10 protein-coding genes are annotated in these 13,852 nt (G+C 62.0%); 3 read left to right on the top strand and 7 right to left on the bottom strand.

Translation table 11 applies throughout. The features are described 5' to 3' along the window. Positions 1-28: 28 nt before the first annotated feature. Genes VKV28_17285 through VKV28_17275 form a run of 3 tightly spaced genes read right to left on the bottom strand, consistent with a single transcriptional unit; the run spans position 29 to position 3,676 of the window. Complete coding sequence (locus VKV28_17285; protein HLH78558.1) at positions 29-1,093, bottom strand: amidohydrolase family protein; 1,065 nt, start codon at positions 1,091-1,093, stop codon at positions 29-31. A 5-nt stretch (positions 1,094-1,098) separates the two neighbouring features. Continuing rightward, the gene (locus VKV28_17280; protein HLH78557.1) at positions 1,099-1,959 is read right to left on the bottom strand and encodes a VOC family protein; all 861 of its coding nucleotides are present in this window, start codon (positions 1,957-1,959) and stop codon (positions 1,099-1,101) included. 25 nt (positions 1,960-1,984) lie between these two features. Then, positions 1,985-3,676 (bottom strand): thiamine pyrophosphate-binding protein, encoded by a 1,692-nt coding sequence (locus VKV28_17275; GenBank protein HLH78556.1) that lies wholly within the window; start codon positions 3,674-3,676, stop codon positions 1,985-1,987. Between the two features lie 240 nt (positions 3,677-3,916). Between VKV28_17275 and VKV28_17270 the strand changes: the two genes are divergently transcribed. The 3 genes from VKV28_17270 (at position 3,917) to VKV28_17260 (ending at position 8,831) form a co-directional block, all read left to right on the top strand. Beyond that, a complete protein-coding gene (locus VKV28_17270; protein ID HLH78555.1) occupies positions 3,917-5,215 on the top strand; it encodes a hypothetical protein in 1,299 nt (432 codons plus the stop codon). Positions 5,216-5,292: 77 nt separating this feature from the next. Next, positions 5,293-7,482 (top strand): excinuclease ABC subunit UvrC, encoded by a 2,190-nt coding sequence (uvrC, locus tag VKV28_17265; GenBank protein ID HLH78554.1) that lies wholly within the window; start codon positions 5,293-5,295, stop codon positions 7,480-7,482. Next, positions 7,482-8,831 carry a cytochrome P450 gene (locus tag VKV28_17260; protein ID HLH78553.1) on the top strand — a complete coding sequence of 450 codons (1,350 nt, stop codon included), beginning with the start codon at positions 7,482-7,484 and terminating at the stop codon, positions 8,829-8,831. Before uvrC ends, VKV28_17260 begins: the two co-directional genes overlap by 1 nt. Positions 8,832-8,849: 18 nt before the next feature. On the opposite strand, the gene VKV28_17255 is transcribed toward VKV28_17260, so the two are convergent. The 4 genes from VKV28_17255 to VKV28_17240 all read right to left on the bottom strand — a co-directional run bounded on the left by VKV28_17255 (position 8,850) and on the right by VKV28_17240 (position 13,555). Next, positions 8,850-9,605 (bottom strand): succinate dehydrogenase/fumarate reductase iron-sulfur subunit, encoded by a 756-nt coding sequence (locus VKV28_17255; protein HLH78552.1) that lies wholly within the window; start codon positions 9,603-9,605, stop codon positions 8,850-8,852. Further along, positions 9,602-11,419, bottom strand: a complete 1,818-nt coding sequence (locus VKV28_17250) for a fumarate reductase/succinate dehydrogenase flavoprotein subunit (GenBank protein HLH78551.1) — start codon at positions 11,417-11,419, stop codon at positions 9,602-9,604. Before VKV28_17250 ends, VKV28_17255 begins: the two co-directional genes overlap by 4 nt. Beyond that, entirely contained in the window at positions 11,419-12,222 is an 804-nt protein-coding gene (locus VKV28_17245) for a hypothetical protein (GenBank protein HLH78550.1), read from the bottom strand. The genes VKV28_17250 and VKV28_17245 overlap by 1 nt, the downstream gene beginning before the upstream one ends. Before the next feature lie 151 nt (positions 12,223-12,373). Then, positions 12,374-13,555 carry an NAD(P)/FAD-dependent oxidoreductase gene (locus VKV28_17240; protein ID HLH78549.1) on the bottom strand — a complete coding sequence of 394 codons (1,182 nt, stop codon included), beginning with the start codon at positions 13,553-13,555 and terminating at the stop codon, positions 12,374-12,376. Between the last annotated feature and the right edge of the window lie 297 nt (positions 13,556-13,852).

Genomic DNA, 13,852 nt, shown 5'->3' with positions numbered 1-13,852 from the left:
TCGCTCACCCCAGGTCATGAACAGATGGCTAGGTTCGCCTCAGGCGGGGAAATAGATTGAGAGCATTGAGGTATTCGATATCTCGGAGGGTAGCGCGGCTCAAACCCAAGCTATCGAGCCCGGACAGCGTGCGATGGGCATTGCCCCAGGGAAAATCGGTGCCGAAAAGCACGTGTTGCGGGCTGGTGAATTTCAGCAAGGCGGCAAACGCGGGGCCGTTGGTGACGCTGGCGGTATCGAAATTCAGTCGATGCAATTCGTGCATCGGGCCATGCGGTAGCAGCGCCGCCAGTTTCTTGTTGCGTCCCTCGCTGGCGATTCGGTCGGCCAGGAAGGGCAAGGTGCCGCCGCCATGGGAAAAGATGAACTGAACGTTGGTGCAGCGAGTCAGGGTACCGGTGTAGAGCAAGCTGGTAATGGTACGGGTGGTATCGAAGGGATATTCCTCGATTGCGGTGGCCACCTGTGGCACTAGGGTGCTGCAGCACGGTGGGCGCCCCGGATGGACATAGACCACGGCCCGACGCCGATTGAGTTCGTCGAAGACCGGGGCGAACTGGGGCTCGCCCAGGTAATGGCCGGCATAGTCGGTGAACAGGCCGATACCATCGGCCTTGAGGACGTCCAGGCCGTAAGCAATCTCCTTGAGGCTACCCTCGGTATCGGGTAGCGGCAGAGTGGCGAAGAAGCCGAAGCGACCGGGATAATCCTGCACCATGCGCGCGCCATATTCGTTATACTGGCGGGCCAATTCGCGCGCCTGCTTGACGTCGCCAAACCAGATGCCGGGATCGATCGCCGACACGATCGCCATCCGCACCCCGTTGCGATCCATATCGTCGATCGAGCTTTGCGGGCTCCATTTCCAGCTCACCAGGTCCTTGCGATAACGGGCCACGTAGCTGGTTGGCAGCATGTGATGATGCACATCGATGATCCGCCGGCTGGGCCCACTGGCTGCCAGTGCCCCTGGGGCTAGCGCCGCCGCGCCCATCGTGGCCATCGCCGCCAGTAGGTCGCGCCGTGACCAAACCGCCCCGGCCAAGGGCCAGGCCCGGGTGTCGATGGGTTCTTGCTGCTCGCGTCGCGCCATCGGCCTTACTTGGCGTTAAGCGGGTTTGACGATGGGGCCGGCGCAGGTTCACGCTCCAGCGCCGGGGTCCCGCCCCAGGGATGCTCGGAGATGTCGAAGACAACGCCGTCGGGTCCGTGAAATTTGTACTCGAAGCCCGATTTGTCACCGGGCTCGGGTTTGAGGAAGCAGCGGGTGCCCATCGCTTCCAGCTTGTCCATGGTCTCGCGCACGTCCTCGACCAGGATGCCGAAATGATGCAGGCCGACGTAGTCCATGCCTTTGCCCAGCTGATCCGATTTGAACTTGAGCAGGGCTAGATTGAGCGAGCCGTCGGTTAGGAAGACGCCGGTTGCCAACGGGTTGTCGCGCCGCTCGATTTCCTGGAAACCGAAGGCCTGCTTGTAGAACTCGGCGGTGGCGACCGGATCGTTGGTGGCCAGCGCGATGTGTCGAATCTTCGCCATCACGCAATCTCCTTTGGAGCTAGCCTGTTGCTTGTCCAAGTCAGTGGTTCCCTTCCAGGGATGGTCGGTGAGGTCAAAAACGACCCCGTCGGGACCGCGAAACTTGTATTCGTAATTGAAATCGCCGCTACCGTCCTTGGGCGGCTCCATGAAGCAATGGATGCCGCGTGCCGCCAGCCGCACGCGCCAAGCCGCGACGTCGTCCACCAGCAGGCCGAAATGGTGCAAGCCGACGTAGTCCATCCCGCGGCCGAGCTGATCGGTGGAGAAGCGGATGAAGGCCAGGTTGAGGTTGCCGTCGGCTAGGAACACCGCATTGGGGCTGCGACTGACCTCGGCGAAACCAAAACCGTCGCGATAAAAGGCCGCGCTTGCCGCGGGGTCGTTGGTTGCCAACGCCAAATGTCTGATCGTTGCCATGGCCGCCTTCCTTCTGCGGGCTGGACTAGTTGGAACCGGTCGAGCCTAGCAGGTTGCCGCCCAAGCTGGGATGGCCGATAGTCTTGTCGCCGATTACGTTGATCACCGCCGGCTTACCCGAGGCGAAGGCGCGCTCCAGTGCCGGCACGATCTCGTCACCGCTCTCGACGTGCTCGCCATGGCATCCCATCTCGGCGAAGATCTTGTCGTAGCGAATGCCAGCCAGCATGTTGAAGGGTTCGGTACGATCCTTGAGCATCGGCATCGATTCGAAGCTTGGACCCCAAGAGCTGTTGTTCCAGATAACACAGACCACCGGCAGCTTGTAGCGGGCCGCAGTTTCCATATCGAAGCCGCCAATGCCGATGCCGCCGTCGCCGCTGACCACCACTACCTGCGCCCCCGGCCGCGCCAGTTGCACGCCGATCCCCATCCCTACTCCGTGGCCCACTGGAGCCAACGGCCCGGCATCGACGATTTGACCTGGAAAGCGCGCCGCCATCCATAAGCTCATATAGCCCGACAAAGTGAAGCTGTCGATGACAACGCTGGCGTTTTTATCCATCACCGTGACCAAATCGTTGGCCAGCCGGGCAGGGTGCAGCGGCGCGTGGTTACGAGCCTTGTCAACCTGCTCGACCAGAGCGCGTGTGAGATTGGCGCGCGCTTGGCCGACTTCTTTGGTCCAGGAGGAGTTGCGATTGTGGCTGAAATCCAGCTTGAGTTCCTTGATACGCTGGATCATCTGGCGTAGCACCAGTTTGGGATCTCCCACCACCGGCAGATCGACCGCGACCTGCCATCCGATCCGCGTCGGCGTGGAATCGACCTGAATATACTTCGCTTGATCGGTCCACGTTGGAGGTTGGCCAAAATGCTCGCCGCTCCAAAAGCGAAAGCCTATGGCCAGTACCACGTCGGCTCGTCCGGTGAAGGGCTTCTTGAATGCGCCCCGAATCGCCAGTGGATGCTCCTCGGAGAGCGCCCCCTGGCCGGCACGCCGGGTATAGGCGGGAATTCCGGTCAGCTCGACGAACTCCCGCAGTTCGGGACCGGCTTGCGACCAAAACAGCCCGTCCCCGCCCGCGATCAGCGGCCGTTGGGCGGCGGCCAGCATCTCCAAGGCGCGATCGATTTTGGCCGGATCGGCACTGGTGCGCAAATCGTCGGCGGTGAAGCGGCTGGCGCCCTTGCGCTGGCGCTCCTCCTCGCCCTGGGCATACAGCACGTTTTGCGGAATCTCGACCAGCGCCGGCCCTTGTGGTGGCGCAATCGCTTCGCGGAAAGCGGTGCGAACGTCGAACTCAATCGAACTCCAATCGGTCACGCGCTTGGTGTACTTGGAAAAGCTCCTGACTACTTCCGAACCGTAGGCCTCCTGAAACGAGCCCAAATGGTCCTCGGTGTGAGGATGCTGGCCGGAGATGCAGACCACGGCGCTGCCGGTGAGGCCGGCCAGGCACAAGCCGGTGACCGCATTGGTCAGGCCGCAGCCGGCCGTGACCATGCATACACCGGGTTCGCCGGTGATGCGGGCGTAGGCGTCGGCGGCATAGGCGGTGGCCTGCTCGTGCCGCATGTGAATCATCTTAATTTCGTTGCTGCGCAGGTTGGCCAGGATTGGGAACAGATGGCCGCCGTTGATGGTGAAGCAATACTTGACCCGATTCTCGCGCATCACGCGCGCCACCAGCGCGCCGCCGTCGCTCCTGGGCATGACTACCTTCCTCTTCGCGTGGAACTTGAGCCGCCGCGCGCCAATTCACCGCCGCGCTGCTTGCTGAATGTCCTATACCACAGGGCCGTGAACAACAGAAAAGGCAGAAAGCACGGCTGCGGGCAGGCTGGCGCCGCTTAAGGCGACAAAATTGCGCCGGACACCGAAGCGTCTTTTTTCGACAGCAGAGCCATAGGTAGCTCGACACAATTCGCGCTGCCGTCCAGGGCGGCGAATGCGATGACCATCGATCGGTTTACTAGCCTGCTGGAGTTGGCGTTGTTGTTTGCAGTCGTTTGGGAACGGCGGATACGCCATCGCACGGCAAGTTTTCCCTTGGTTCCTGCTCTGCTGCTGGCACACGTCGCTCTGTTCGGCTTGACTACTTTCTTTTACCGCGACGAATTAATGGCCTTGATGGGAGAGCGGACTCTGGATTACGCCTCCTGGCTGGTCCTGGCGGGCTTGAGCGCGATGGTCCTGGCCTATGAACTGCCGCTGCTTCAATTGACCATGCCATGGTTGCCAGGCTTGTCCATTAGCTGGCGGCGCGATCCGCGGGGCACGCTTTTCATTTTTTTGGCGATTGGGCTGACGGCCGCCACCTTGCAAACCGTGGGTGTGCCTCGCACATTGGCTGGCCTGCTGATGGTCGGGGTAATTTTGAGTTTTTTTGCCCTGTCGGCGCTGTGGCTCTTGGAGTTTCGCGGCGAGTTGGCCCGCGGCTGGCCACGTCCGGGGCTGTGGCTGGCCACCGCCTTGCTAGTGGGTTTGGAAATGGTCCAAGGCTATCTGGCCACTCCCGCCACCTACGTGATTGTTATCCTGATTGCTTATCTGCATGTGCGCCGGCGCATCCCCTGGGCTACCCTGCTAGCCCTGGTGCCGTTACTGGTGCTGCTTACCGGAATCAAAGGAGTATTTCGGCAGGCCTTACCGGGTTGGGAGCGGGCCTCCACCGCGGCGAAGCTGGAAGCTTATGCGCTTGCCGCGCGGAGCACCTGGGATGATCCAGCGTTGTACGACCAATGGCGCGCGCTGATGTCGCGCATGAGCGATATTAATATTTTCGCCGTGGTAATCGAGCAGACTCCACGCGAGGTGCCCTACTGGAAGGGCCAGAGTTACTGGTTGCTCGCGTGGAGCTTGGTGCCGCGCTTTCTGATGCCCGGTAAACCCCTGCTGTTCGCGGACTTTGGCCAACGCTACGGCATCGTCGCTCGCTACGACGACCACACCGCGATCAATTTTCCGATGCTGGTCGAATTTTATGCCAACTTCGGCATCGCCGGCGTGGTGATTGGCATGTTCATGGTCGGCATGCTGTGCCGAGTGCTGGAAGAGATGTTCGTCGATGCTCCCTATTCGGATGCGGCTTTCGCACTGCAGAGCGCGCTGCTGGTGCAATTTCTGTGGGCGGTGGAGCTGGCCTTGGAAACCAGCCTGGGCGCCTTGATCCAGCATCTGCCCGTTCTGCTCGCGATTGTGGCGCTAAGCGGGCTGTGCCGCATCCGCCTGCGCTCACCCTTCGCCTCGTAAGAACTATAGCTGGGCTTGCCCTTACGCCGCCCCGCCCCGCTCTCGGAGGATAGTGGCGATGATATATAATCCTGTCGATGGACGAGCGTCGAGCAGACCAGGCACCTAAATGGCTGGACTCCGCTGATGACCGCAAAATTGCGCCGCCAACGGCCCTGCCGCGCGAGGTCGGGCGCTCCTATCAATCCCTGATCGATTATGGCCAGACCCAAGCGGATCCTAGCCCCCAAGGTGAGCCGCCGAGCGATGGGCTGGCGCGCAAGCTGGAACAGGTGCCGTCCGACCCCGGGGTGTATCTGTTGCGCGATCGGGCGGGCAAGGTGCTGTACGTGGGCAAGGCCAAATCGCTGCGCTCGCGGGTGCGCGCCTATTTCCGCGAGGGCGGCGACACCCGCTTTCAAGTCCGCTTCCTGATGGCGCGCGTGCACGACTTCGACACTTTGGTCACTGCCAGCGAAAAAGAAGCGCTGATTCTCGAGAACAACCTGATCAAACAGTACCGGCCGCGCTACAACATCAGGCTCAAGGACGACAAGTCCTATCTCAGCGCCAAAGTCACCAAACATGCCTGGCCCAGAATCACGGTAACGCGTCAGATCGTGAAGGACGGCGGGCTTTACTTCGGTCCCTTCGGCTCCGCCGACGGCCTGCGCGAGACAATCGACGTAATTCGCAAAGTTTTTCCGCTGCGCACTTGCTCCGACACCGTCTTTCGCAATCGCTCCCGTCCGTGCCTGGAATATCAGATCAAGCGATGCCTGGGGCCGTGCTGCCTGGCGGTGGATCGCGCCGAATATCAGCGCCATTTGGATGCCGCCGTAATGCTGCTGGAAGGGCGCGACCGTGACTTGCTCAAAGCTTTACGCGAGCAGATGCGGGCCCACGCCGAGCGGCTTGAGTTCGAACACGCCGCCCGCCTGCGCGACCAGGTGCGGGCGATCGAGAAGACGGTCGAGCGCCAGACCGTGCTCCATCACTGGGGCGGCGACCAGGACGTCTTCGGCCTCTATCGGGAGGGTGGCTTTATCGAGGCGCTGGTCCTGATGGTGCGCCGGGGCAAGCTGACCAGCTCGCAAAGCTGGAGCTTCGAGGATCTGGAATTCGCCGATGAAGACGTGTTGGCCGATCTGCTGACCCAGTTCTACAGCGGTGGGCGCTATCTGCCCGATGAAATTCTGCTCCCGGTCGCTTTGGAAGACGCTCCGGCGCGTGCCGAACTACTTTCCGAGCGGCGCGGGCGCAAGGTAACGCTCGGCGTGCCACGGCGCGGCCCCAAGCAGCGGCTGCTGGAGATGGCTAACGAAAACGCCCGCCAGAGCTTCGCCGCGCGCCGCGACAGCGACCAGACGCGTGAGCGGATGTTGGAGGAACTGCGCACCAAGCTCCATCTGCGCAACAGCCCCAAGCGAATCGAGTGCTATGACATTTCCAATCTGCAAGGGGCGATGGTGGTGGCATCGCAGGTAGTGTTCGACGAAGGCCTACCCTGCAAGGCACTTTATCGGCGCTATCGGATGCGCACGGTGGAGGGGCAGGACGATTTCGCCAGCATGTACGAAGTCCTCAGCCGCCGGCTGCGGCGGGCGCGGGAGGAACAGGAGTATCCCGACCTGATGGTAATCGACGGTGGCAAGGGACAACTTAACGTCGCCCTGGAAGTGCTGCGCGAATTCGAGCTGGCGACCCAGATCGACGTCATCGGTCTGGCCAAGCAGCACGTGCTCAACGATCCGCGCGCACCCAAGGTGGTCAAATCCGAGGAGCGGGTGTTTTTACCCAATCGCAAGGATCCGGTTGTGCTCAAGCCCAACTCCAACGCACTGTTCCTGCTGGTACGGCTGCGCGACGAGGCGCACCGTTTCGCGATTACCTACAACCGCGAGCTGCGCTTGCGCGCCCGGCTGCGCACGATTCTTGCCGATGTAGAGGGAATCGGACCGGTGCGCGCGCGCGCCTTGCTGCGCCATTTCGGCAGTCTCAAACGCATTCGCCAAGCGTCGGTCGAACAACTGGCCGAGGTGCGTGAAATCAACCGCGAGCTGGCGCAGGCCGTGCAACGCCATTTGCAGGCGATGAGCGCCATCCTGGATCGGGAGGAGCAGGCCGAGGCTATCGTCCCCCAGGAAGTCGACGAGTTGGCGGGAAAAGCCGGCGAGACGATGCAAAGCGACGGAGAATTGCCCCCTGATGATGATATTGCCGCCGACGACTTGGCCGATGAAGCGGCAGCCAAGACGGGGAATTTACCCAGGGACGAGCCGGTCTAATGGCAGGGCAGGGTGCGTTGCCACCAAGCCCGGGCGGTCTGATGCGCAGCGGACGGGCGTTGTTTCACGATCCGCTGAGCTACATGATGGCGACCTGGCGCGAATACGGCGACGTGGTCGGCTATCGGCTGTTGCGTCAGCGCTTTTACCTGGTGGCCCATCCCGAGGCCATCAAGCACGTTTTACAGGATAACAATCGCAACTACGACAAGAACAATCTCGATTATCGCGTTCTCAGGCAGCTCCTGGGCGCGGGGCTGTTGACCAGCGAGGGTGACTTCTGGTTACGCCAGCGCCGGCTTATTCAGCCGATGTTTCATCGCGAGCGGGTTATGGGTTGGGGCAACCTGATGAGCGAGAGCACCCTGGCCATGCTCGCGGATTGGCGCCAGCGGGCGCAAAGCGGGCAGCCATTGGACGTTGCGGCCGAAATGGGGCGCTTGACTTTGAAAATCGTCGCCCGCGCCCTCTTCAGCTTCGATATCGAGCGCCACGCTGACAGCGTTACGAACAACCTGGCAATCGCCAACCGCCATTTTGGCCGGCTTAGCCTGATTACCGTGCTGCTGCCATTTTTTCCGACTCCCGAAAACCTGCGCTTCCAAGCTGCGGTGCGAAAACTGGACCGGATCGCGCGCGAGCTTATCCGCGCACGCAGAGCCGACGGTGGCGCGCAGGACGATCTGCTGGCGGTGATGCTAGCGGCACGCGACGAAAGTGGACGTCCCGCGATGAGCGAACGGCAACTGCGCGACGAATTGCTGACTCTGCTGCTGGCTGGCCACGAAACCACCGCCAACGCGTTGGCGTGGACCTGGTTTCTACTCGCGCGCAATCCCGAAGTTGAAGCCAACCTGCACGACGAACTGGATGGGGTGCTGGGTGGGGCGCTACCGACGACGGCCGATTTACCGCGCCTGCCGTATACCAGGATGGTGATCGAAGAATCGATGCGGCTGTATCCTCCAGCCTGGGGCGTCTCCCGCCATGCGGTCGGGGACGACGAAGTGGGAGGCTTTTATCTGCGCAGGGGAACCAATGTTTTTCTGTGCACCTATATCACCCATCGCCATCCCGAGTATTGGCCCGAACCCGAGCGCTTTGAGCCCCGCCGCTTCGAGAGTGCGCAAATCGAGCGGCGCCCACGCTACGCCTATTTCCCCTTCGGCGGCGGGCCGCGCCTGTGTATCGGCAACCAGTTCGCGCTGGTAGAAGCGCAGATGGTCCTGGCCACAGTGGCTCAGCATTACCGGCTGCGACTCGTCCCCAACCATCCAATCGAGCCGCAGCCCCTGGTGACTCTGCGCCCGCGCTATGGCGTGCTGATGACGCTACACCCGCGCCGTTGAGGGCTCGGGAGCCAAACCTCAGTCGTGCTTGCCCACTCCCACCGCGCGCAGCAGACGGGTGAGCGGATCGAAGTAGCGATCCACGACTCGCTCCTTGAGCGGGATGATCGCGTTGTCGGTGATGTGGATCTCCTCGGGACACACCTTGGTGCAACACTTCGTGATATTGCAGTAGGCCAGCCCTTCGCTCTGGCGCAGGTCCGGCAGCCGGTCCGCGACGTCGGCCGGATGCATCTCCAGGGCGGCGGTGAAGGTCAGCAAGCGAGGACCCACGAATTCATCGTGCAGATGATGCTCGCGCAGGACATGGCAGACGTCCTGGCACAGGAAGCATTCGATGCACTTGCGAAATTCCTGGACCCGCTCGACGTCGTCCTGAGCCATCAGCCAAGTGCCGTCGGGGTTGTCAGGCGGGCGCATCTTGAGCGGCTTGATAGTCAGCTTGGCTCGCATATTCCAGGAAACGTCGGTGACCAAATCCTTGATCAAGGGAAAGGTCTGGAGCGGCTCCACCGTCACCGGCTGCTCCAGCGGCAGGGTATTAAGTCGCGTCATGCACATCAGACGGGGCTGACCGTTGATTTCCGCCGAGCAGGAGCCGCATTTGCCTGCCTTGCAGTTCCAGCGGACCGCCATATCCGGGGCCTGTTCGGCCTGGATCTGATGGATCGCGTCGAGCACCACCATTCCTTCGGAAAGCCGCGCCGAGTAATCGCGGAACTGACCGCCCTGGGCGTTGCCGCGCCAGATTCGAAACGTCGCGCTGTCGCTCACTTTTGTTGATCCTCGATGATTTGCTGTAGTTCGCTCGGCAAGGCTGCCCGCTGGACCAGCGTCAGCGCCATTTTGTCGCCATCCTTGCGGATAACGGAGTTGACTTTTTCCAACTCGGGGTCTCGCTGCTGATAGTCTTCGCGGAAATGGCCGCCGCGGCTTTCCTTGCGCGCCAGCGCGGCGTGGCAGATAGCCTCCGACACGGTTAGCAGGTTGTGCAGGTCCAGAGCGGTGTGCCAGCCGGCATTGTATTGCCGGTTACCCTCGACCTGGACGTGTTGGGCGCGCTCGCGCAATTTGGCGATGATCTCCAACGCCTGCTGGATCTCGGCTTCACGCCGGACAATTCCCACCAGATTCTGCATCGTCTGTTTGAGCTCGCCCTGTAAGGCATAGGGCGATTCGGCCTTGCCCGCGACCGGCTCGAAGGGACGCAGCGCCCGCGCCGTCAGCGCGTCGATCTGGGCTTCGTCGGTCTTGACCGGGCCGTTCTCGGCGGCGAAGCGCGCGGCAAAGTCGCCCGCCCGCTTGCCGAAAACCAGCAGGTCGGAAAGCGAATTACCACCTAGCCGATTGGCACCGTGCAGGCCCGCCGCCGCTTCGCCGGCGGCGAACAAGCCGGGCAGGGTGGACATCTGAGAGTCGCCGTCCACGCGAATTCCACCCATGATGTAATGGGTGGTAGGCCCCACTTCCATCGGTACTTTGGTGATGTCGATATCGGCCAGCTTGAGGAACTGATGGTACATGCTGGGCAGTTTGCGCTTGATGTACTCTTCGTGGTTGGGCAGCTTCTCCTTGAGCCAGGAGACGTCCAGGAAGACCCCGCCGTGAGGCGAGCCACGCCCCTCGCGAATCTCGCGCACGATACAGCGGGCGACGTGATCACGGGTCAAAAGCTCGGGCGGTCGGCGCGCGTTACGATCGCCCTGCGTATAGCGCCAGCCCTCTTCCTCGTTATCGGCGGTCTGATGGCGGTAGGCCTCGGGAATATCGCCGAACATGAAGCGTTTGCCGTCTTTGTTACGTAGCACCCCGCCGTCGCCGCGCACCCCCTCGGTCACCAGGATGCCGGCCACGCTGGGCGGCCAGATCATTCCAGTGGGATGGAACTGCACGAATTCCATGTCCATCAGCTCGGCCCCGGCGGCATAGGCCATGGCTTGCCCATCGCCGGTGTATTCCCAGCTATTGCTGGTAATCTGATAGGCGCGGCCCACTCCACCGGTTGCCAGTACCACAGCTTTGGCGCGAAAGAGGTGGAAGTAGCCGCGTTCACGATCGTAGGCGTAGGCGCCCGCTACTCGCCCGCTATCGGTGAGCAAGCCCACCACGGTGAATTCCATGTGAACCTGGATGCCGCGATGAATGCCGTAGTCTTGCAGCGTGCGAATCATTTCAAGCCCGGTGCGATCACCCACGTGGGCCAAGCGTGGGTAGCGATGGCCGCCGAAGTTACGCTGCAAGATGCGACCGTCGCGCGTGCGATCGAAGACCGCGCCCCAGGCTTCCAGCTCGCGGACCCGATCGGGCGCTTCCTTGGCGTGCAGTTCAGCCATCCGCCAGTTGTTGACGTAGCCGCCACCGCGCATCGTATCGGCGAAGTGCACCTTCCAATTATCGCGGTCATCGACATTGGCCAAGGCCGCCGCCACTCCGCCTTCGGCCATCACGGTGTGGGCCTTGCCCAAGAGCGATTTGCACACCAGGCCGACCTTGGCCCCGGCGGCCGAGGCGGCGATCGCGGCGCGCAGGCCGGCGCCGCCGGCGCCGATCACCAGCACGTCGTAATCGAGGCTCTCGTACTGGGCCATCAGAATATCCTCCAATCGACCCAGATCCCCATCGAACACAAGCGGATGTACAGGTCGGTGAACGCGACAAAGCACAGGCTGGGCCAAGCCCATCCCATGTGCCGGCTATTAAAGAAATTGGCGCAGCTCCAGCATTTAAGCCGCAGTGGATGCTCCGACATGCGGTCCAGCCGCCCGCCCAGTAGATGGCGCAGGGAGTGGCAGCCGAAGGTGTAACCCGCCAGCAGCACCACATTGACGATCAAAATGATGGAGCCCACCCCCACTCCAAAGACTTGGCGACCGGTGGCCGGATCGGTGAACCACAGTCCATTCCAAGCATCGTGGCCGAGGATTACAAGGAAAATCAGGGCCAGATACATGAAGTAGCGATGCACGTTTTGCAGGATGAGGGGAAATGAGGATTCGCCGTGGTAATGGACACGCGGCTCGCGCACGGTACACGAGGGTGGGTCGGCCCAAAACGCCTTGTAGTACGCCCCCCGGTAGTAGTAGCAGGTAACGCGGAAGCCGGCCGGCGCCCACAAGATCAAAATCGCAGCCGAAAAAGGCAGCCAGCCTGGCCACCAGGCGGGTTTGCCACCAAACCAGGCGTAATGGGGGTTGCCGAACAGTTCAGGCGAGTAGAAGGGCGAGAGATACGGCCCGAAACGATAATGGTTCCCCTGTAGCGCCGCCCAGGTGGCGTACACTACGAACGCGCCCAGCAGCACGAACACCACCAGCGGTTGCACCCACCACATATCGCGTCGTGCGGTCATTCCGGAATGGGTGCGCACTACCGCTTCCACTGTTTGCGCCATAGCTACCTCGCTGCGGGGCTTACGGATCGCGCGCAGCATAGCGCGGGCAAGCCCGATTTCCAAATACCTCAGCTAATGCTGTGAGACTCTGACTATCATTTTGGCTTACATCACAAGATGAGAGAACCCCACCGCCCACTAAGCCGCGGGCTCAAATTGAGCCTTCCATCAATTCCACCACTTCCTTGAGCGCGCGATCCAGCGAGTAAAATTTCATCAACTGGTCGCGACCCCAGGCCATTGGCACCGAGTCCACCATGATAAGGCGCGCCAAGCGGCGCGAATTGTTTTGCGCGGCCTCGACCCGCTTGCGATCGCGCCGCTCGAACAGGCGCAGGGCGTAGTCGACGTGGGCGGCGTCCACCCGGGTCAACTCATCGGCCAGCGCCGCCGCCGACAGCATCGCCATCGAAGCCCCGACCCCGGCAGTGGGTAGGAAGGCTGCCGCGCTGTCGCCCAGAAGGCTGACGCGACCGCGACACCAATGGGCGCTGCGGCAATCATGCAGATCCCAGATGAAGGGGTTTTGGCTAGCCTCGATCGCGGCCAGCGCTTCCTGCGCCAGGCCGGCGCTCATCTTGGTGCGCAGCTCGCGAGCCAAAGTGCGATGGTTGCTGGCTTTTACGATCGTCCTGGGGGCGCCAAAAAAGATTCCGAAACCATCACGCACTGGATAGATCCCCAAAAAACGGCTGGCTCCCCAATACTCCGCACTGGCCGTGGGCGCCATCAGCCCGGGCGGGGCCCATGCCAGCCAACAGCCCCATTCGCTGTCCCAGTAGGCGTATTCGCTGGGCGCCAAAAGCTGCTGGCGTAGCGCAGAATTAATTCCATCGGCGCCCACGACCAGATCGAACCCTGCCGCGGAGCCGTCGCTGAAGCTGACCTCCACGCTGCCCCCCTGCTCTCGCATCGAGGCTACCGTCGCATCGAACACGATGGTGGCCTCGGGGGCGCCCGCGCGCAGCACCTCCAGCAACTCGTGCCGGCGCAATCCCAGAATGGGGCCATAGCGATCGACCAGACTGCGGAGGTCGAAGCGGTGAATGGTCTCGCCCCGCCCGTTGCCCAGTTGGTAGTCGTGAAAGGGCTGACTGGTGGCGAGTAGGCGATCGTACAGGCCCAACCCATGAAGAACTCTACTGCCGAGCGGATAAAGCGCTATGTTGTAGCCACCCTCGCTCAGATCGCGCGCGCGCTCCACCAGCACCGGACGCTCGCCGCGCTGGCGCAAGAGTGCGGCCAAGGTCAATCCGGCCACGCCAGCCCCCACGATCAATGTGCGTATTCGTCCCTCGCAGTCACGCCGCGTTTGTTCGGCTATCGTGGCCATCGCCTCACACTCCCTTCAAAACCAAATTTCGACAAAGTTTCGGCGAGGTTACGCCTGAGGCCGCATGCTGAGAAGAGAAGACGCGGTTGAAGTTACTCGCGAGCTTGCCGAGCATTCGAGATTTGTGCCCTCCTGCTGGCCCCGTAGCGCCGACCCCGCCGCTCGGCTACGCTCTCTTGCACTGTGCGGGCCCAGGAGGCCAGCCACCACCAGATGGATCATGGTTGTAAGCGCGGCTCGCAGGATCTGCCGGCAGGCAATCGCCCGCCGATACTGGCACGATCGGCCTGAATGGCT

Source organism: Candidatus Binataceae bacterium (assembly GCA_035294265.1).
Taxonomy (GTDB): Bacteria; Desulfobacterota; Binatia; order Binatales; family Binataceae; genus DATGLK01.
Note: the sequence above shows the minus strand (reverse complement) of the source record. Positions and strands in the feature narration are given on the sequence as shown.